We start from the raw sequence: 19,757 nt of genomic DNA on the forward strand, positions 1-19,757 counted from the left end.
TCCTAAATGTTTCAGTTCTTAGGTTTATAATAAACGCAACCGGTTGCGTTAGTCAATAGCAAAGTGAGAAATCGAGAATCTTTTTGTTGAGAAATGACTAGCAAGAAAAAAATATCGTGAATATATTATTAATGATAAAGAGTCTATACTATATTGTAGAGTTTTTGTTTTTCAAAAGAAAAAACAAATAAAATAAAAATAAAGCATTTACAAAAAAAGAAATTACCTCTATAATACGGATTAACGAAACCGATTGCGTAAAGGAGAGGTAGAAATTGAAAAAATTATTTAGTTTTGAGTTTTGGCAGAAATTTGGAAAGGCTTTAATGGTCGTTGTCGCAGTGATGCCAGCTGCTGGTTTGATGATCAGTATCGGGAAATCGATCCCATTGATCAACCCGGATATGGCAGCGCTTGTTACTACGGGTGGCGTTCTTGAAAGTATTGGTTGGGCAATTATTGGAAACTTACATTTATTATTTGCGTTAGCAATAGGTGGTAGCTGGGCGAAAGAACGTGCAGGCGGAGCATTTGCTGCCGGTATTTCATTTGTTTTGATCAATCGGATCACAGGTGCTATCTTTGGTGTGACAACAGAGATGTTAGCAAACGAAGATGCGTTCACACATACGCTGTTCGGCACACGGATCATGGTCAAAGGATTCTTTACGAGTGTATTAGAAGCGCCTGCATTGAATATGGGGGTATTCGTAGGGATCATCGCCGGTTTTGTCGGTGCGATGGCGTATAACAAATACTATAACTACCGTAAATTACCAGATGCACTTTCTTTCTTTAACGGCAAACGCTTTGTTCCTTTTGTAGTGATTCTATGGTCAACGATCGTTGCACTAATTTTGGCAGCAGTTTGGCCAGCAATCCAAGCAGGAATCAACAATTTCGGTTTATGGATCGCACAGTCACAAGATAGTGCGCCAATTTTAGCACCATTTTTATATGGAACATTGGAACGTTTATTGTTACCATTCGGGTTACACCATATGTTGACGATTCCAATCAACTATACGCAATTAGGTGGAACGTACGAGATTTTATCTGGTGCACAAGCAGGGACACAAGTATTTGGACAAGATCCATTATGGTTAGCTTGGGCAACTGACTTAGTGAACCTAAGAGGAGCAGGCGACATGTCACAATACGAATTCGTGTTGCAAAACTGGACACCAGCTCGTTTTAAAGTCGGTCAAATGATCGGTTCTTCTGGTATTTTGATGGGGATGGCACTTGCCATGTATCGCAATGTCGACCCAGATAAAAAAGCGAAATACAAATCAATGTACTTCTCAGCTGCTTTAGCTGTCTTTTTAACAGGGGTAACAGAACCACTAGAATTTATGTTTATGTTTGCGGCAGTGCCACTTTATGCCATCTATGCAGTGATCCAAGGGGCAGCTTTTGCAATGGCTGATATTTTACCATTACGTGTCCATTCATTCGGGAACATCGAATTATTGACGCGGACACCATTAGCAATCAAAGCAGGACTTGGCGGTGATTTGATCAACTTCGTCATCTGTGTCATTCTCTTTGGTGTAGTGACTTACTTCTTAGCGAATTTCTTGATCAAGAAATTCAACTTTGCGACACCAGGACGTAACGGAAACTACGACAGCGATAGCGAAGAAACAACAAATGGCACGACAGCCGGACCTGCTGATCAACAAATCATCCAAATCATCCATCTATTAGGTGGAAAAGAAAACATTAAAGACGTGGATGCTTGTATGACACGGTTACGTGTAACAGTTGCCGATCGAGGTAGAGTCGGTTCAGAAGACGCATGGAAGCGTGCAGGCGCAATGGGCTTGATCGTAAAAGACAACGGCGTCCAAGCGGTTTATGGACCAAAAGCGGATGTTTTAAAATCAGATATCGAAGATCTATTGCAATCAGGGGCAGATATCCCTGAACCACAAGTCAAAGAAGTCGTGATGGAAAAAGAAACAGCGACAGCAGCATTAGGGATCGAAAAAGAATTATACGCAGTGGCAAAAGGTGAAGTGATTGCTTTAGCAGAGGTCAATGATCCAGTCTTTTCACAAAAAATGATGGGAGATGGGTTTGCGGTCATTCCTGAAACAGATGCGATCACAGCTCCAGTAGCCGGTAAAATCGTCAGCGTATTCCCAACGAAACACGCAATCGGTATGGAAACAGCGGAAGGTGCAGAAGTACTGATCCACATGGGAATCGATACTGTCCAAATGGCAGAACCTGCATTTGAAGTTTCTGTCAAAGAAGGACAAGAAGTCACACCAGGCACCCCAATTGCACGAATGGATCTTGCCAAAGTCAAAGAACAAGGGAAAGATACAACGATCATGGTCATTTTTACTGATGATAAAGTGAAAGAAGTTGCGATCACCACTCTTGGTTCTGTTGAAATAGGTACAGAAATCGGTAAAATCAAGCTATAATAAATAAAAGAAGTATTCAGAGATTGTGACGAAAAAGCAAGACGATGGGGATTTTTTCTTCAACGATCAGCGCTGACGTAGCAGTCTCTGATTTTTATGTAAAAAGGAAAAGAGGTTCCCAAAAAAATGAAAGTAATGACGTTGAATACGCATAGTTGGTTGGAAGAAGATCCATTCACTAAACTTCAAGAACTCACTGACAAGATTGTAGCCGAGGGATATGATGTGATTGCTTTGCAAGAGGTCAATCAACTGATCCAAACAAATATTGTCAACGAACAACAGTTAGTCGATTTTTGTCCAGTAATGAATCAAACCCCGATTCACGAAGATAATTTCGCTTATTGCCTCGTCCAAAGATTAGCTGAAGCAGGAGAAGCTTATTTTTGGAGTTGGGAAATGAGTCATATCGGGTATGACAAATATGAAGAAGGAAATGCTATTTTATCAAAGACCCCTTTAGACAGTCGGGCATACCTAGTATCCGAAACAAAAGAAAAAGAAAACTATCGTACCCGCATGATCCTCGTTGCAAAGACCGTGATCGAGAATCAACCGATCGTTGTCGCAAGTTGTCACTTTTCTTGGTGGTCAGATGCAGAAACTGGCTTTGCCTACGAGTGGCAATTTTTACAGAAACAACTCTTAACGTATCAAATGCCTTGTTTGCTGATGGGTGATTTTAATAATCCGGTAGGCGAGGAAGGGTATCGCTTAGTGGCAGCTAACCAACTGAAAGTCAAAGACTCCTATCTTTTAGCAGAGCAAAAATCTGAAGAAGCCACGATCGAGAAAAAAATCGACGGGTGGGAAAACAACACAGAAGCTTTGCGAATCGACTATATTTTTGTTCCAATGGATAGCAAAGTCAGTGCCTACACACGGATCTTTGACGGCACGAACGGACCAATCGTTAGTGATCATTTTGGAGTGGCTGTGGAAATGGAACGATAAAGTGAGCGTAAAAATGTAAAAAGGCGGATAAAAAATAAGGACACCTTCTAAAACAATCCGCTGTTTTGAAGGTGTGCTTTTTTTAGCGTTGCTGACTATTCTTGGTGGTCTAGAAAAACATTTGCAAACCAATTTTAGAATGGCTAGATAAGAAGTTGGATAAGTAGACTTGATTTACAATTAGATCAAGTGGATTCGAAGGAATATTGATATAATCGAGGTAACGAAAAGGAGCAAGCCAAAATAAATAGGGGTGAAAATCCATGATCGATTATAAGACCAATGCTCAGATAAATAAAAATGAACTGGAAAATCTCTATCACATTTTTAAAACATAAGCGGGGCTGTGGCAGTCAATGTGCCATAGCCCCGCTTATGTTTTGAGCGTTCTAAAAAAATTATAGTTTAGCTGATTTTACATTTTTTTCTTTCCTAAAATTAAATTTTTGTGAAAGATAGATTCCTAAAAATGTCAGCCATCCTGCAATAGTCATACCAACGACGAAGTAGAAATAGATTGGAAGATCGTAATAGAGAATGATCTCGTTGATCCCATTATGCTGTTTGACGATCGGGGTGCCGATATCGGTCAATTCAAAATCTGTCAATTTCTTGCCATTTTGCATCAAGACGGTTCGATCATACACGATAACTGGAACATGCACAGTTGGCTCGCCGGTGTTTTTCCATTTGATGCTCAAGCGTCCATCTGGATGTGATTTGATAAAGGTAGTTTCATTTTCTAAGATTTCTTCATTGTAACGATCGTATTTATTTGCTTTCGTTTGTTCATAGATCGGTAAATAATCCGGCGTCGTTTTTTGGAAAACAAACAAACTTTTGGACATGTCATGACTATAGAAGGTTTTTCTCGCTTCATCAGGTGTATCGAAGAGATACGTATGACGACTGACAAAGGTTTCATCTTCCCATTTATCGAGGTGACGGTATAAGTTTTGGATGGTTTGGACACTACTGAACAAAATCAGTAACGTCGCACCTACACGTAACCAAGTCTTTTTCTCCCAGCGATTGGCGACAATCGCAAAGTAAAGTAAGAAAAGCAAGGTAAATGGAACAAAGAAACGAAACGGGAACTGGATCAAGCTAATAAATGGCACTTCGTTTTCAACTAATGTATTCCAAGGGATCAAACTAGTTGAAAGTAGGAAGAACACGACGCTTGTACGTAACAATAGTTTTGGAAACAGTTCTTCGCGTTTTCGGAACAACAAGAAAAATAAAAATCCAGCAAACAAGACGATAGGGAAAATCTTTGGATAATTCAACCAGTAACTTCCCTCAAGATTGATTGCTTTTTCTGTCATTCGTCGGTTGACGAATGGTGGAAGAATCTCGTTACCGCTGTAAACCATCGCCATACCTACCCAAATATTTGCTGTTAGGATAAAGTAAAGCAAAATGGATTTCCCTAATTGGAGAAGTGCTTTTCCTTTGTTCGTTTGCGTAAAGAAATAATAACCGTAAAACGGAATGTACATCAACACCAGCATGACGGATGATAGTAAATGGATCTGTGTCATCAAGGCAATCGCGGCAGTCACTTTAAGTACAGGGAATTTCTTATGCATGATGAAATCAACGAGAGGGATCATACACAAAGGATAAAAAACGGTTCCCCAACTCGTAAATCCTTGATTGACAGCCCAATACTGGATCGAATAGGTCGTCATAAATAATATTGAGACCGGCACGCTCACCCAATCACGTACTTTGACGTAGCGCAACAAGGTCAACATGGACCAACCAGCAATAAGGAAGAGGATAAAATTTGATAAGATCTGATAATGGTACCAACTTCTTGCAACGAGTACGATCAACCCTTGGAAGTATGAGAATAACGGACCGTAAATCGCATTGACGATCCGACCGCTTTGTTGAAAGCCATACATCGAAGGGAAGTAGTGTAAGTCACCGTGGATGATTTGTTGTGCTGCATCATAGAAGCGATTATAGTGAAATGGTGCATCGGCCCCGATAATCAATTTTTGTGATAAGATATTCGGCAATACGAAAATAATTGCGAAAATAAAAATCAAAAAATATGGTCTATATTTTTTCAACTGTTCTGCTCCTTTTCATATAATAACTAAACTTATCATAAAGGTTAATGAAAAGAGAGGCAAGGAATTAGAAAAAAACTGAAAATAATATGAAATTATTTATGTAATTCATAAAGAAATCATTGGTAAAGTTATTTAACGAGATTTTTGATGATCAATAGGGAAGTGTTAGTAAAACTTTATTTTAGATCCCCAAAAAAACTATGGGAAAAGTCACTGAACTTCACGATATGAAGGAGTGGCTTTGTTCCCTAAGCTAAGCAAATGGATTATTTATTGACACGACGGTAGTTTTCGTCAAAGTAACGACCTTCACGAATGTCTTTAGGCATCCCTTCATAAGGTTCTTCACTAATAACATCCTCATTATCAACACCCGCATCACCCATATAAGTAATTGTCGCAAATTCAGGAACGACTAATTTAGGATAAGTTTCATATTTTTCACGAGCAGCTTCCATTTCAGCAATATGTTCGTTTTGGAAAGTGACAGTGATCTCTGGATGTTCTTCGACCCATTTAGGGAAGAAAATCGTACCATGTAGTTTTTTCTCATTTGGCATAAAGTCTAATGCGACATCTGTACCAGTTGGTTCAGTCCAAGTGATTTTAAATACACCATCGGTTAATTTTACAATATCTGCTTCTTGGTCTTTGACCCAACGTCCTTTGACCATTCCACCGTGAATACGATAATCAACGGTGTGGTCATTTTTTGCATACCATTCATATTCCCAACCGTTATCATACGTATAGATAAAGTGAGTTCCGATAAAATCTTCTAAGTTTTTGAATTCTTTCATGTAAAACATCCCCTTTAAATTATAACATGTAATAATTTACATGTTTTTGATTACGTGATTATGATAGAATGATTTTGAGAGAATGTCAAGGAGGAAATTTTGATGGCTAGAAAAAATACATTACGCTATATTTTATTGGGACTACTGAGCAAAAAAAATCAAACGGGGTATGAGTTGAACCAAGCATTTAAAAATGAGATCGGTGAATTTTGGCAGGCAAAGCATAGTCAGATCTATCCTGAACTGGCTAAAATGGAAGAACTAGGCATCATCAAACATGAAGTAGGGATCACTGGCGTCAAGCTAGAAAAGAAAATTTATCAGCTGACGGAAGAAGGGCGTATTTTGTTAAACGAATGGATCCATACATCACCAAATGAACTGCCAGTCAACCGTGATGAATTTGTCTTGAAACTTTATTTTGTGAAAGACATCAATGATCCAGCGTGGATCGAGATCCTTGAACAGCAAAAGGAGCTTCATGAAGAAAAAAGACAGCATTTATTGGCTAGACAACAAGTGATTTTCCCGACCAAAAAAGAGCAGCATGAAAACTATGGACACTACTTGATTTTGTCTCACGCAATCAATCGAGAAACCGAATATACCAACTGGTTGACACAAGTATTGGCACAGGAAACAAAAAGAAAATAAAATGGTTTGTTACGATACCTAAACAAAAAAGCCGTCAAAGCCGGAAATAGTTGACTATTTCGGCTTTGACGACTTTTTTAGTATCTGATCGTAACCTCTTGAAGGCATGTGCTAGTGGATTTGAAAAAGCAAAGTACGCACTTTTTTATTTCTCCAGTATTTTTTTGGGATCGATCGTTTCATCTGCGGGGATGATTTTATAAGACAATTCGTCTGTTTCTTCGTCGTGGATAATACATAACTGCTCTGCATCGTTGAAGTCGCCAATCAAAAGGAGTGTGTAACGTTCATCGATCAACTCGATGTCTTTGATGGACTTTGAGAAAACTTTTCGGACATGGTGCATTTTGTTTAAACGTTCCTGAGCTTTTTCAGCGGCTTTGGTCAACGTGTACCCTTCATCTAAAAATTTCTTGATGATCTCAACTTTGACCACTGTCGGTAATCGGTATTTTCTTGCACAATTCGCGTCAGCAGTGACGGATCGGATAAAGCCTTTTTGCTCCCAATACCTCAATTGTCGTGGTGAAACCCCGACAATTTCACTTAGCTCACTAATTCCTACTAATAAATGATCATTTTCTAATAACTGTTTTAGTGAAGCTCCCACCATTCATCACACTCCTTTGTTGGTTGTTCCCTTAATTATACTTTTGTTGACTATCGTGTCAAGTAGGTTGACAAAAGTCGAAAATAGGAATAAAGTATCTTAGTGATTTCAGAAAACATTCAGAAAGAAGGAGAAACATGAGTAAGAATCAACCCGTAGATATTTACGGAAAACCATACAATCGTACACTACTAGTTGTTGTTTTATTGATCGGGACTTTTTGTACGGTCTTGAATCAAACCTTATTAACAACTGCTTTTCCAGCATTGATGAAAGCTTTTGATATTTCAGCTTCTGATGTGCAATGGTTGACTACAGGCTTTTTATTAGTGAATGGGATCATGATTCCGATCACTGCTTGGTTGATCAATAAATTTAGTTCTAGAAAATTATATCTGTCTGCGATGACGATTTTTTTGATTGGAACGATCACCTGTTTTACCGCTCCTAACTTTAGTACACTACTTATTGGACGCTTGATTCAAGCTTGTGGTGTTGGGGTATCTATGCCATTATTGCAAAATATCATGTTATCGATCTTCCCACCAGAAAAACGAGGTTCTGCTATGGGGATGTCTGGGATCGTGATTGGTTTAGCGCCAGCATTAGGACCAACACTTTCTGGCTATATCATTGACAATTATCATTGGCGTGATTTGTTTGGAATGGTCATTCCAATCGTCGTTCTTGTGTTAGTATTAGCATTCTTTTTGATGCGAAGTGTGATTCCTTTGTCAAATCCAAGTATCGATATTTTCTCTGCGATTCTTTCAACGATTGGATTTGGTAGCTTGCTTTATGGTTTCTCAAGTGTTGGGGATGCCGGTTGGGGAAGCGCGAAAGTGATTGGCTTCTTGATCGTTGGCGTGATTTTCATCGCCGCATTTGCTTGGCGTCAACTACATTTAGAACATCCATTCTTAGAGTTACGCGTCTTCAAATCACCAACCTTCACGATTGCAGCAATCCTAGCTGGAGTAACGAATATGGCAATGGTCGGAGCTGAAATGGTCGTTCCATTATATATTCAAAACATTCGTGGAGAGTCTGCATTCCATTCTGGTTTGATGCTACTTCCTGGAGCATTGATCATGGGGGCAATGATGCCGATCACTGGTGCAATTTTTGATAAACACGGAGCAAAACGTCTTGCGATCGTTGGGATGTTCATCTTGACAGCAGCAACCGCACCTTTTGCATTTTTGACTGAAACTACACCAGTATTGTATATCGTTATTCTTTACGCAATTCGTATGTTTGGGATCTCGATGGTCATGATGCCAGTGACAACCTCAGGGATGAATGCTTTACCTAACAATCTGATCAGTCATGGTACAGCAGTCAACAATACATTCCGTCAAATCGCAAGTTCGATCGGAACCGCAATTTTGATCAGTGTGTTGACGAACGTCACGAAAGACAATCTACCAACTGATGCTGTGTTGAAAAGTACGCCTTTAGCCTACAAAGATCAAGCGATAAATGCGACTTTATCCGGATACCATGCTGCGTTCTTCGTAGCAATCATTTTCGGATTGATCGGTTTTACGATTGCTTTCTTCTTAAAAAGAAAAGAACCAGTAGTGATGGAAGTGGGGGATAACGCATGATTATTTTCGTATTGATTGCCAGTGTCATTGCCTTTGCTTTGACGAATGTTTTTGCCAAAAAAATGTGGCAGACACTTCTTTCATTCGTCTTTGGTTTACTTTTTGTTCTCTCATTAGGACTGATCGTAGGAAATATTACCAACCATTTTGGTATGAAAGAAGTGACAGAAACTAAAACGACACCGATCGTTTCAAGTGCAGACCAATCAGAGGTCAATATGTTGCTCTACAAGTCCCTTGGAGATGGAACAGAAAAAGTCTACTTGTACCGAACAGATGACAAGCAAAAAGAACCAAAGGCAACTGGAACGAAAAATGAAACAAATAAAGTCGAACAAACAGAAGGTACAGCCGAAAAAGTCAGTGAAACAACTTACTGGGTCTATAAAAATGACCAATACAAATTCTGGTTCAACTTAGCGGATAATAACCATGAATTTGAGCGTCGTGTCAATACGTTCAAAATTCCGGCTGATTGGATCGAATTAAGTACCGACCAAGCTTCTGAATTGGCAAAACGTGTCGAAGAACAAAAAAGCACGATGGAAGCCGATGCCCAAAATTTTGTTAAAGAAGGTTTGATGAAAGCCATCGCCCAAAACCCAGCGATGACTCAAGAAGAACAACAACAAGTATCAAAAGACTTAGCGACAGCCTATCAAAAACAAGCATTGGCAAAATTAGTTGAAGAAGTGAAGAAGTAAATCGTTTAATAATAGGACAAAAATAGTGGATGAAGTATTCGACAACATACTTTATCCACTATTTTTTATGGAAGTAGGAGTGAAGAAGAAAAATTAGATTTTTACGTATTTAAAGAGTAGTAGATAGAAAGTTCGTAAAAGAAAGGAGGAAACGAAATACGAATAAGAAAATCACTACCAAGGACAATTATGTATATACATAGAGGGGGGCGTTTATAATGGAGATGTTGCCAATAAAAAAATGGGGAAACAGTAATGGTCTTAGGTTACCAAAATATATCATGAAATACCTTGAAATCCATACAGAAGATAAAGTGAAAATCATACAGGAAGAGAAGAACGGGAAAAAACGTTTGATCATCGAAGCGACTACTCCAGAAAATGAATGGACAATTGAGCAATTGTTTGCAAACTACAAAGAAGAAAGGACTCATGTAGATCTTCAGGATCTGGGTGAGACAGTAGGAAATGAAAATGGCGAGAATGACTAGATAAAGGGATATTTTATTAATTTATATAAAATAGGTACTTACATTGTTTCACCTTGTAATTACATGGTATACTTTTTAAAAAAGGAGGAATGACTTATGATTTCAACAAAAACAAGAAAACAAGGGAATTCCCTTGTGATTACGCTTCCTGCAAAGTTAGGCATAAAAGAAGGTGAAGAATTTCATATTATAAAAAAAGAAAATGGTACAGTTGCTTTAATTCCAAAAGTTGAAGATTTTTTTGAATCCGCTAAAGAAGGTGAATTTTATTTCCCAGAATTAGGGGTTGATTACACGCCACATGGAGGCGAACTAGATGAGCTATAAGCCACGCCAACGAGATATCGTTCTTCTTGACTTTGAACCGTCAAAAGGTTATGAAGTTAAGAAGAGACGACCGGCTTTAATTATGAGTAAGGATGCGTACAATTTAGCAACAAATTTAATTATAGTATGCCCAATTACTACAAGTGATAAAAATAGACCATTTCTTGTGCCTATTCAAAGCGATAAGTTCAAGCTAGATGAAGTGAAGAGAAGCAAAGTAAATACGCTTCAAGTATTCTCTCTTGACTATACCGAAAAAGCTAAAAGAAATGTTAAATACGTTGATACATTAGAGGAAGAAGCTTTTTTCGATATAGCACAAAGATTTCTTAAAAATTTTTCTTTCCCTATTTAGAGATCAGGTGGTTGAGAATCAATTTATTTTTAGGAAGAATCAACTTATTTCATTTGATAAGTAGATATATAGGCCGTTTTTAGAAACCGCGAGCTACATAGTACGAACAAAAGAATAAAGCAAAAACACAGTTGGTTTTGACAAGTAATATCAAAACCAACTGTGTTTTTTTTTATTATATTTTACTATTCTGCTCTTAAAGCAATCGCTGCATCTTTCTTCGCTGCCATACGAGCTGGGATGTGTCCGCCTAACATCGTTAAGATCGTTGATACAACAATCAAGATCAAGGCGTGTACAGGATTTAGTTGAGCAACATTTTCTAAATCAGTCATGCTGTACAATAGGCTATTGATTGGGAAAGTCGCTAACCATGCGATCAGGACACCTAATAGTCCAGAAGAAATCCCCAAAATACAAGTTTCAGCATCGAATACGCGAGTGATATCTTTCTTGCGTGCACCTAATGCTTTCAAGACACCGATCTCTTTTGTCCGCTCGATGACAGAAGTATAAGTGATGATACTGATCATGATCATACTTGTAACAAGTGAGATACCTGCAAAAGCAATCAAGACATATGTGATAGCATCCATCAATCCACCAGTCAATTCAGTCATTGTACCAGCTAGATCGGAATAGATGATTTTATCTTCATCTGATTTTCCTTTATTGAAGTCATCTAAGTAGTTTAGAATTTCTTCTTTATCGCCGAAATTATTTGGATAGATCATAATACTTGAAGGTAAGCTATCTCCACCCAAATAGCTGATCAGTGTTTGTTTCGCTGATTCATCTACTTTTTCAGTCGTCAATACATTCATATCACTGTCTTTTTGTGCTTGAACAATTTCAGAATCTTTATTTTCATTGACGATTTCTGTCGTTAATTGATCGCTGTAAGCAATACCAGGAGATAACAGATTCATCGTAGAAGAAGATTTGACCCGTAAAATACCAGAAATCTTAACTTCTCTAGTTGCATCTTCATACATTGCTTGATAATCCGTATTAGGAATAAAGTTTCCTGTTGGTAATTTTGTATAGTACGTATCGTTGTTCACTAATTTGAACGTTGTGCCGACGATCTTGTCAAAATCAAGTGTTTCACCGTCTTTTACGTCAAATCCTAGATTTTTCAACGCATTGATGTTTGTGTTGTTATTGCCGTCTACGATCAATACGACATCATTTGCAGAAGTAGGGTAGCTGCCAGAAAGCAATGAGTAATTCGACTCTAAGAAATTGTCTTTTTGGTCGTCTAATTGTGTTGGGAAACTAGAAACTCCTACACCAGTCATTGAAGACATCGCACTTGAGAATGACAATGATTCAGAATCAGGGTTTTGATTAGAGAAGCTGACAGGTTGTACGTCACCGTCAATATCTCTTAACAAGTTGATGCCAGTCGTGCGGGTAAACCCAATGTTATTACTTAGGTTAGGATCGATATTCGTTACATAATCAACATATTCTTGGTCGATATTGTTTGTATGTTGCGCCCGATCTTCGTCGCTGACCTTGGCTGTGACAGTTTTTGTATCTGGATAATCGGCTGTATTCGAGCTCAAACCATCCGATCCAGAAGGTGGGCTAGTGGTAACTCTGGAAATCGTGATTGGAAAACGAGCCATCGTTTCTGATTGTGTTTCATCGATTTGTTTTTGGAAGCCTGTAGATAAAGATAGTACGATCGCAATCCCGATAATCCCAATACTTGAAGCAAAGGAAGTCAGGAATGTCCGTCCTTTTTTCGTGCGAATATTATTGAAAGATAATTTTAGTGCGGTCCAAAAGCTCATCTTTGTCCGACGTAGATTGAATTGATCATCTTTCGGACGTTCGATATGCGGATTGGAGTCAGAGACGATTTGTCCGTCTGAGAATTCAATGATCCGATCGGCATATTCATGTGCCAATTCAGGATTATGGGTAACCATGATCACTAGCTTTTCATTCGATAATTCTTCGATCAACTTCATGATCTGTACGCTTGTTTCAGTATCTAAAGCACCGGTTGGTTCATCACACAATAGAATATCCGGATCATTCGCTAAAGCACGTGCAATGGCGACACGTTGCATTTGTCCCCCGGATAATTGATTGGGCTTTTTGTGCATATGGTCAGTCAAGCCAACGCGACGTAATGATTCCTCGGCTTTTTTACGTTTCTCATCTTTCGAAACGCCACTTAACGTCATCCCAAGCTCGACATTTTCAATGATTCCTAGATGACCGATCAAGTTGTAGCTTTGGAACACAAAACCGATGGAATTGTTACGGTAAGCATCCCAATCGCTATCTTTAAAATCTTTTGTGGACTTTCCGTTGATGACCATATCGCCAGAATCGTAATTATCCAAGCCGCCGATCACGTTCAACATGGTTGTTTTACCAGAACCACTTGGGCCTAAAATAGCTACAAATTCTTTTTTTCTAAAAGCGACGGATACGCCGTCTAATGCTTTTGTTGTTGTTTCACCAACTTTATAATATTTCTTTATCTCTTTTAATTGTAACATTGTCACCCTTCTTTCCATTTGAAATATTGGTTATACTTAAAGTATAACAGAACAATGAACGTAGTATAATGAATGAATATTAACTGAATATGAACAATCAGAAAAAAAACTGCAATTTTTCAAATAAATAAAGAGGAGAAACAATGAATCGAATATTATTAGTAGAAGATGATGAACGGTTGAAACAGCTTTATCAATCCGTTTTGGAACGAGCAGGATTTCTGATCTTTGCGGTCACGAATGGTGTAGAAGCATTGAAACAATTAGAAAGTACGCAAGTGGATATGATCATTACCGATCTCATGATGCCTGCGATGGATGGCTATGAATTGTTAGCAACGTTACGAAACAGTCGAATAGAGACACCTGTTTTGATTATCACAGCAAAAGCAGATTTTGAAGACAAAAAGAAAGGCTTTCAGTTAGGTACGGATGATTACATGACCAAACCGGTGGATGTCAATGAAATGGTGTTGCGTGTGGAAGCCTTGTTACGACGAGCGAAAATCAATCATAGTCATCAGTTGAACATCGGTCAAACTAGTTTGAACCAAGAAAACTATGAAGTGATCAAGCAGGAACAAGCTATCTTGCTTCCACAAAAAGAATTTCAATTATTGTACAAATTACTTTCTTACCCGAATAAAATCTTTACCCGCCAACAGTTGATGGATGATATTTGGGGCTTGGACACAAACACGGAAGAACGGACGATCGATGTGCATATCAAACGATTGCGTACACGTTTTATTGAAAATGATGATTTTCAGATCGTGACCGTTCGTGGCTTAGGCTACAAGGCGGTGATCTGATGCGTAAAAAAATATTTTCACAATTATGGATCTATTTTGCTTGTATTGTTTTTGTTTCCATTTTAGTCACTCTGTTGTGTTTCTTAGGGTTTATCTTCTTGTTGTCACACAAAACAGTTCCTGCGTCAGAGCAACAAGCGACGTGGTTTCCTTTAGTCGTTTTCGCAGGATTTAGTATGATGGTGGGCACAGGAATCTCGATTTTTGTCGGTCGGCGGATCTTACTGCCAATCAGTGACTTGCGAATGAATATGAGTAAAGTAGCAACTGGCGATTTTTCGATTCGGATGGACGAACAACAAAAAGTGGAAGAAGTGCAGCAGTTATACAAGGATTTCAACGTGATGGTCCAAGAATTGAGTAGTATCGAAACATTACGAAATGACTTTGTTTCCAATGTCTCCCATGAATTTAAGACGCCCATTGCAACGATCCAAGGGTATGTCCAATTGTTGCAAGCACCGAATATTTCAGAAGAGGAGAAGCAGGTTTTCTTGCAACGGATCATTGAAAGCATCACCCAACTTTCACAGTTGACAGAAAACACCTTGAAGCTGAATAAATTAGAAAATCAACGGATCCAATTAGACAAGCGACCGTTTCGTTTAGATGAACAGATCCGTGAAGTCATTGTATTTTTACAACCTAAATGGGAGCAAGAACAACTTCAACTAGAGATCGATCTGGAAAGTGTCAGCTATGTGGGCAATGAAGAATTTTTATATCAAGTATGGTTGAATATCATGGATAATGCCATCAAGTACAATCAACCTCAAGGGAAAATCACGATTCGCTTAAAACAAAGTGCAACCCAAGTGATCGTTGAAGTGACCGATTCCGGTGTGGGGATGGATCAAGAAACACAGGCAAGGGTTTTTGAGAAATTTTATCAAGGGGAATCCAGTCGCCAATTTTCTGGGAACGGACTAGGTCTATCTTTAGTCAAAAAAATCATTGAATTGCATCATGGAAAAATCAGCTACAACAGTATTCCCAAGGTTGGCACGACTGTCATCATTCAATTAGAGAAAGAAAACATGCTACCAACTTCTCCGGTGGAATAAGAGAGGGAAATGAACAGTTAATGATTTAGAAGAGCAATAAACCAACACAAACGAAGAAAAAAACGCCGCTTCTGATTCAATCGCTCTAAGGTGTATTTTTCAAGTAATATATAGTTGGAAAAGTGTACGAAGATATATCGTACATAAGTGACCATTCGTATATTTTTCTAATAACCGTTATTGGAGGAATGATAGGAAATGAAAAAACAAGTCGGTTTATTGCTCGGACTGTTGACGTTAAGTGTTGGACTAAGCGGAGCCAATCCCATCGTCATTGCAGAGGAAGCAACTCATTCTCATGATACTCCCGTGGCATTATTGAAACAGGATTCGCTCTTAGGCACGCTCGTGACAAAATCAAGTACAGCGGATGAAAAACAAACCGATCGTGGTATCGGTTATTATTGGAAATGCCATACCTGTGGCTATCATAGTAAGTGGCATCTATTCCCTGGAACAGCAGTTTCTGCTGCCAATAAACATGCGCAGCAATATGATCATGTCACTTCTGTTTATCCCAATTAGCAAGCGATAACTTTAGAATGGAGTGGAACAAAAGATGAATGAAACGTGGTTGAGTAGAAATAAAAAAGAATTGATCCGTCTCTCTCTTGCCATTTTTTTAGGTATCACGCTAAGCCTCATCGTGTGCGCATTGCTTTAAGTTAGAGGAGATTGAAAAACACGCATCTAATAGGAACAAAGACCGAGAATCATTGTGGTCTTTGTTCCTTTTTTTGCACGTGCGGTTTTTAGGATGTACTAGTTTACTTTCAAGAAAGATCCAGTGATCAAGAGAACTATTAATATTTTTTCTTGCAAACAATATTATACGTGATATAATATTGGTAAATATAAAATATTGCAAACTATAAAGAAGGTGAAGTAATGCATATCCAAGTCCCAACAGTTTTACTCGATGGTACGGTTTTAGCAGCTTTGAGCAGAGAAGACATGTACGGTTACGCATTAACGAAAATAGTCCAAGAAAGTTTATCTGTCAGTGAATCGACGATGTATCCCGTTTTACGCAGATTAAAACAAGAAGAATACTTAGAAACATACGACGAACCATTCGAAGGTAGAAATCGCCGATATTACCGCTTAACTCCGAAAGGGCGTCAACATTTAGAAGAAATCATTGATAAATGGATCGTGTTTAGAGATTCCTTAAACCGATTACTGGAGGAGAATACGAATGAATGAATATTTAAATGATGTGTTGGATGAACTTCAAGAAATCCCTGAAGATGACCGCTTTGATATTATTCAATATTATGAAGAATACTTCTTAGATTCTGGAAAAACAGTGGAAGAAGTTGTGGATGAATATGGCTCACCAAAACAATTTGCCTTGAAGGTGAAAATCAATTATTACTCGGAACAAGACGACGATGAATCAGAATACAGCCAAAGTCCTAAACGAAAAATCCGTTTGATTTGGATGATCGTTATCGGCTTATGTGCCTCTCCGTTACTGGTTCCTTTGGCATTAGCTTTTATTCTAGCGATTTTTGGTATTCTGATTGGTTTGATCGGCGTGGTTATTGGGATCTATGTTGTATGTATCAGTATTTTAGGAGCAGGTTTATTTTCGATCATTTCAGGGGTTGCTGTTTTGCAACAATCGATTGCTAGTGGGCTGTTCTTTGTAGGACTAGGTTTACTTGCCACGGGAGGTGCTGTTTTCTTTGCACCATTACTGTTAAAAGGCACCAAATGGCTATTCCAAATGATGATGAACTTTGTCAAATGGGTAGGACGCCGTTTCATCACAAAACGAGCAATCCATACGACAAATAGTGGGGTGTAAACAATGAAATTAAAATATATCTTAGGAGCAGGGTTAGGATTAATGATCGTTGGTGGTTTGATGGCAGGATTAAGTTATGCTTCTGGTGCCCAAACGAGTTTGACTTGGGAAGGTGGACCAAGAATCATAGAAATGGCTCATGAAACAAAAGATTTCTCGTCCGATAAAATCGACAAAGTGGTTATCCGAGCAGATCACCAAAATATCGTGATCCAACGAGGCGTAAGCTTTAGTGTCGAAACTTCTCATGATAAAACACAAAAACCAAAGATCAATGCGGAAGATGGTACATTGGATATTTCTGCTGATGGACAAACTCCGGCAGCAATGATCAACATGACAGATACACGCTCAATGTTGAAAATCACGATACCTAGAAGTGTAACCTTAGACGAATTAGTGGTTGAAGGTAGAAACAATGAATTAATGTTAGATGAATTCAGTAGTAAGAAAATCAACTTGAACACAGCACACACTTGGACATCGATCAATGAAGTAACCGGGGAAGCTCTTACTGTAGAGAGTCAAATGGGTTCGCTCAATCTGACTGAACTATCCATGAAACAAGTGAAACTAGAAGTAAGTGATGGCAGTATCTATTTTAATGATAATGAAAAAGCAATAAAAGGCGAAGTTACCCTGCAAAATAGTAGTATTGAGTTCTATGATAATGAAGATCAAGGTTTGTCTGTGGCACTAGATGGTGATTCTTACATCAACAAAAATTATGAACCATTAACAACGAAGACTTACAATCGAGGTAACAAAGATCTCAAAGTGACTGGTCACAATAGTCAAGTGAATTTGACGGATGAAGATTACGAAGAGTTTCCGATGGATGATGAGGACTATGAAGTGTATGATTGATCGTTGATCTGTCAAGACTGTTTTTTTCTAAATAACGAATAAATGGTTGGAGAAGAGTGCAATTCCTTATGTAATAAGGCGTTGTACTCTTTTTTATTTATTTTGCATGAAATATAATCGCCTATCATTCAATAATATAGTAGAATAAAGAAAGGGAAAGAACGTACATATACGGGGAAAATAGGGTGAATAACGAATGAAAATAGAGGACATCAAACGAGAAGAATTAAAAAGTGAATTAGGGGAACTGCATCATTTTCTGACAGAGTTGAGTGAGAAGTACTATGATACAGACAAAGAAAGAGTAACGATCCAATATCCAAACAATTCTGAAGGTCGACAATTGGAGCAAGTATATAATGAAATGTTCAAACATCTATTGAAAGTGAAAAAGGAATTAGATTATTATTCATTGCCGATCATCGATACGGGGATTTTAAAATACGATCAAGCAAGCGAACGATTTGTTTTCAAGTCAGTGCGTGAAAATCTTGAGTTATCCGCTGGAATGGATTTAGAAATCTTAGTAGAAGATTATTTTACCGAAACAAAGCAATGGGTCCGTACACGTCTAGAATATTTGCCAGAAGCATCAGGTGGCGTACACGAAAACGGTTGGTATATCACGGAAGACAAAGAATTAGAATTAGAAGGAGCTATGGCAAGGATTCGCAAAACACATAGATAATCAACGAATAAAATAAAACGAAATAAGCAAGGAGAGTACATAGTGAAAGAGAAAAAAGCTTTTTACATCAATGGGTATTTCGGTGTTTTGGTACTAGGAGTATTAGCAGCAGTTGCGCTATTTTTCACAAGTATGAGTGTCTATCTTCCGTCAGTCTTAATTGTTAGCATATTGTTGTGGTTGATCGGTGCTATCCTTATCAGTGGCGTCACAATTGTCAATCCCAACCAGGCAAAAGTCATTTTGTTTTTTGGAAAATATATGGGAACGATACGTGAGAGCGGATTTTTCTTATCGATTCCTTTTGCTCGAAAAATCGGCTTATCTTTGAAGGTTCGAAATTTCAACAGTTCGTTGTTGAAAGTCAATGATTTAGATGGAAATCCGATCGAGATTTCAGCAGTCGTCGTCTTCAAAGTAGTGGATTCAGCCAAAGCACTTTTCGATGTAGCAAATTATCATCAATTTGTTGAGATCCAAAGTGAGACGGCACTTCGTCACATCGCCAGTCAATATCCTTATGATACTTTCCAAGAGGAGGATCTTACGTTACGTGGGAATACTACAGCGATTTCTGATGAATTGGCGCAGGAATTACAGGAACGTTTATCCGTGGCAGGTGTTGAAGTCTTGGAAACGCGATTGAATCACTTAGCCTATGCGACAGAAATTGCTAGCGCGATGCTGCAACGGCAACAAGCTAAAGCCATCTTATCTGCTCGACAAACAATTGTTGAAGGGGCGGTGTCGATGACTCAAATGGCGTTGGAACAAATCGAAGAAGGACAGGACATCACTTTTACGGATGATCGAAAAGTCCAATTGATCAATAATTTGCTTGTCTCTATTATTACCGATAAAGGAACACAGCCGGTAATCAATACTGGGAGCAATAAAGAAAAATAGCCGAAGTAGAAAACCCAGTTGTTCGTTGAGAAGCTGACGATAAAACGGTGGTTTT

The 19,757-nt window shown here is 38.4% G+C and carries 20 protein-coding genes; 16 read left to right on the forward strand and 4 right to left on the reverse strand.

The window, feature by feature from the left end:
• Positions 1-275 precede the first annotated feature (275 nt).
• A complete protein-coding gene (locus JZO83_RS11775; protein WP_207115860.1) occupies positions 276-2,438 on the forward strand; it encodes a PTS transporter subunit IIBC in 2,163 nt (720 codons plus the stop codon).
• Between the two features lie 126 nt (positions 2,439-2,564).
• On the forward strand, positions 2,565-3,392 hold the full coding sequence (locus tag JZO83_RS11780) for an endonuclease/exonuclease/phosphatase family protein (protein ID WP_207115861.1): 828 nt from the start codon (positions 2,565-2,567) through the stop codon (positions 3,390-3,392).
• A gap of 398 nt (positions 3,393-3,790) precedes the next feature.
• On the opposite strand, the gene JZO83_RS11785 is transcribed toward JZO83_RS11780, so the two are convergent.
• Together JZO83_RS11785 and JZO83_RS11790 are read right to left on the reverse strand one after the other, a co-directional pair.
• Positions 3,791-5,476, reverse strand: a complete 1,686-nt coding sequence (locus JZO83_RS11785; protein WP_207115862.1) for a hypothetical protein — start codon at positions 5,474-5,476, stop codon at positions 3,791-3,793.
• A 269-nt stretch (positions 5,477-5,745) separates the two neighbouring features.
• Entirely contained in the window at positions 5,746-6,279 is a 534-nt protein-coding gene (locus JZO83_RS11790) for a phenolic acid decarboxylase (RefSeq protein ID WP_207115863.1), read from the reverse strand.
• A gap of 102 nt (positions 6,280-6,381) precedes the next feature.
• Between JZO83_RS11790 and JZO83_RS11795 the strand changes: the two genes are divergently transcribed.
• Entirely contained in the window at positions 6,382-6,933 is a 552-nt protein-coding gene (locus JZO83_RS11795) for a PadR family transcriptional regulator (protein WP_206855791.1), read from the forward strand.
• Positions 6,934-7,078: 145 nt separating this feature from the next.
• Here JZO83_RS11795 and JZO83_RS11800 read toward each other — a convergent pair whose 3' ends face one another.
• On the reverse strand, positions 7,079-7,546 hold the full coding sequence (locus JZO83_RS11800) for a MerR family transcriptional regulator (RefSeq protein WP_207115864.1): 468 nt from the start codon (positions 7,544-7,546) through the stop codon (positions 7,079-7,081).
• Positions 7,547-7,680: 134 nt separating this feature from the next.
• Here JZO83_RS11800 and JZO83_RS11805 point away from each other — a divergent pair, with 134 nt between their 5' ends.
• From JZO83_RS11805 to JZO83_RS11825, 5 genes are all read left to right on the forward strand, one after another.
• A complete protein-coding gene (locus tag JZO83_RS11805) occupies positions 7,681-9,153 on the forward strand; it encodes an MDR family MFS transporter (RefSeq protein WP_206855796.1) in 1,473 nt (490 codons plus the stop codon).
• Positions 9,150-9,857 carry a DUF4811 domain-containing protein gene (locus tag JZO83_RS11810; RefSeq protein WP_207115865.1) on the forward strand — a complete coding sequence of 236 codons (708 nt, stop codon included), beginning with the start codon at positions 9,150-9,152 and terminating at the stop codon, positions 9,855-9,857. Before JZO83_RS11805 ends, JZO83_RS11810 begins: the two co-directional genes overlap by 4 nt.
• Before the next feature lie 218 nt (positions 9,858-10,075).
• Complete coding sequence (locus JZO83_RS11815) at positions 10,076-10,348, forward strand: PbsX family transcriptional regulator (protein WP_207115866.1); 273 nt, start codon at positions 10,076-10,078, stop codon at positions 10,346-10,348.
• A 96-nt stretch (positions 10,349-10,444) separates the two neighbouring features.
• Complete coding sequence (locus JZO83_RS11820) at positions 10,445-10,675, forward strand: AbrB/MazE/SpoVT family DNA-binding domain-containing protein (protein ID WP_206855804.1); 231 nt, start codon at positions 10,445-10,447, stop codon at positions 10,673-10,675.
• Complete coding sequence (locus JZO83_RS11825) at positions 10,665-11,030, forward strand: type II toxin-antitoxin system PemK/MazF family toxin (protein ID WP_206855806.1); 366 nt, start codon at positions 10,665-10,667, stop codon at positions 11,028-11,030. Before JZO83_RS11820 ends, JZO83_RS11825 begins: the two co-directional genes overlap by 11 nt.
• Before the next feature lie 185 nt (positions 11,031-11,215).
• Here JZO83_RS11825 and JZO83_RS11830 read toward each other — a convergent pair whose 3' ends face one another.
• Complete coding sequence (locus tag JZO83_RS11830; protein WP_207115867.1) at positions 11,216-13,552, reverse strand: ABC transporter ATP-binding protein/permease; 2,337 nt, start codon at positions 13,550-13,552, stop codon at positions 11,216-11,218.
• 143 nt (positions 13,553-13,695) lie between these two features.
• Here JZO83_RS11830 and JZO83_RS11835 point away from each other — a divergent pair, with 143 nt between their 5' ends.
• The 8 genes from JZO83_RS11835 to JZO83_RS11870 all read left to right on the forward strand — a co-directional run bounded on the left by JZO83_RS11835 (position 13,696) and on the right by JZO83_RS11870 (position 19,702).
• Positions 13,696-14,364 carry a response regulator transcription factor gene (locus JZO83_RS11835; protein WP_207115868.1) on the forward strand — a complete coding sequence of 223 codons (669 nt, stop codon included), beginning with the start codon at positions 13,696-13,698 and terminating at the stop codon, positions 14,362-14,364.
• Entirely contained in the window at positions 14,364-15,428 is a 1,065-nt protein-coding gene (locus tag JZO83_RS11840; RefSeq protein ID WP_206855815.1) for a HAMP domain-containing sensor histidine kinase, read from the forward strand. The genes JZO83_RS11835 and JZO83_RS11840 overlap by 1 nt, the downstream gene beginning before the upstream one ends.
• A 198-nt stretch (positions 15,429-15,626) precedes the next feature.
• On the forward strand, positions 15,627-15,953 hold the full coding sequence (locus JZO83_RS11845; protein WP_207115869.1) for a hypothetical protein: 327 nt from the start codon (positions 15,627-15,629) through the stop codon (positions 15,951-15,953).
• A gap of 363 nt (positions 15,954-16,316) precedes the next feature.
• Complete coding sequence (locus JZO83_RS11850; protein WP_206855821.1) at positions 16,317-16,634, forward strand: PadR family transcriptional regulator; 318 nt, start codon at positions 16,317-16,319, stop codon at positions 16,632-16,634.
• Positions 16,627-17,241: a DUF1700 domain-containing protein gene (locus tag JZO83_RS11855; RefSeq protein ID WP_207115870.1), complete on the forward strand. Its 615-nt coding sequence runs from the start codon at positions 16,627-16,629 to the stop codon at positions 17,239-17,241. Before JZO83_RS11850 ends, JZO83_RS11855 begins: the two co-directional genes overlap by 8 nt.
• Positions 17,242-17,244: 3 nt before the next feature.
• The gene (locus JZO83_RS11860; RefSeq protein WP_207115871.1) at positions 17,245-18,108 is read left to right on the forward strand and encodes a DUF4097 family beta strand repeat-containing protein; all 864 of its coding nucleotides are present in this window, start codon (positions 17,245-17,247) and stop codon (positions 18,106-18,108) included.
• Between the two features lie 196 nt (positions 18,109-18,304).
• Entirely contained in the window at positions 18,305-18,796 is a 492-nt protein-coding gene (locus tag JZO83_RS11865) for a DUF5348 domain-containing protein (RefSeq protein ID WP_207115872.1), read from the forward strand.
• Between the two features lie 42 nt (positions 18,797-18,838).
• Positions 18,839-19,702: an SPFH domain-containing protein gene (locus tag JZO83_RS11870; RefSeq protein ID WP_207115873.1), complete on the forward strand. Its 864-nt coding sequence runs from the start codon at positions 18,839-18,841 to the stop codon at positions 19,700-19,702.
• Positions 19,703-19,757: the final 55 nt, after the last annotated feature.

The sequence above is a fragment of the Enterococcus sp. DIV1298c genome (genome assembly GCF_017316315.1).
Classification (GTDB): Bacteria; Bacillota; Bacilli; order Lactobacillales; family Enterococcaceae; genus Enterococcus_B; species Enterococcus_B mangumiae.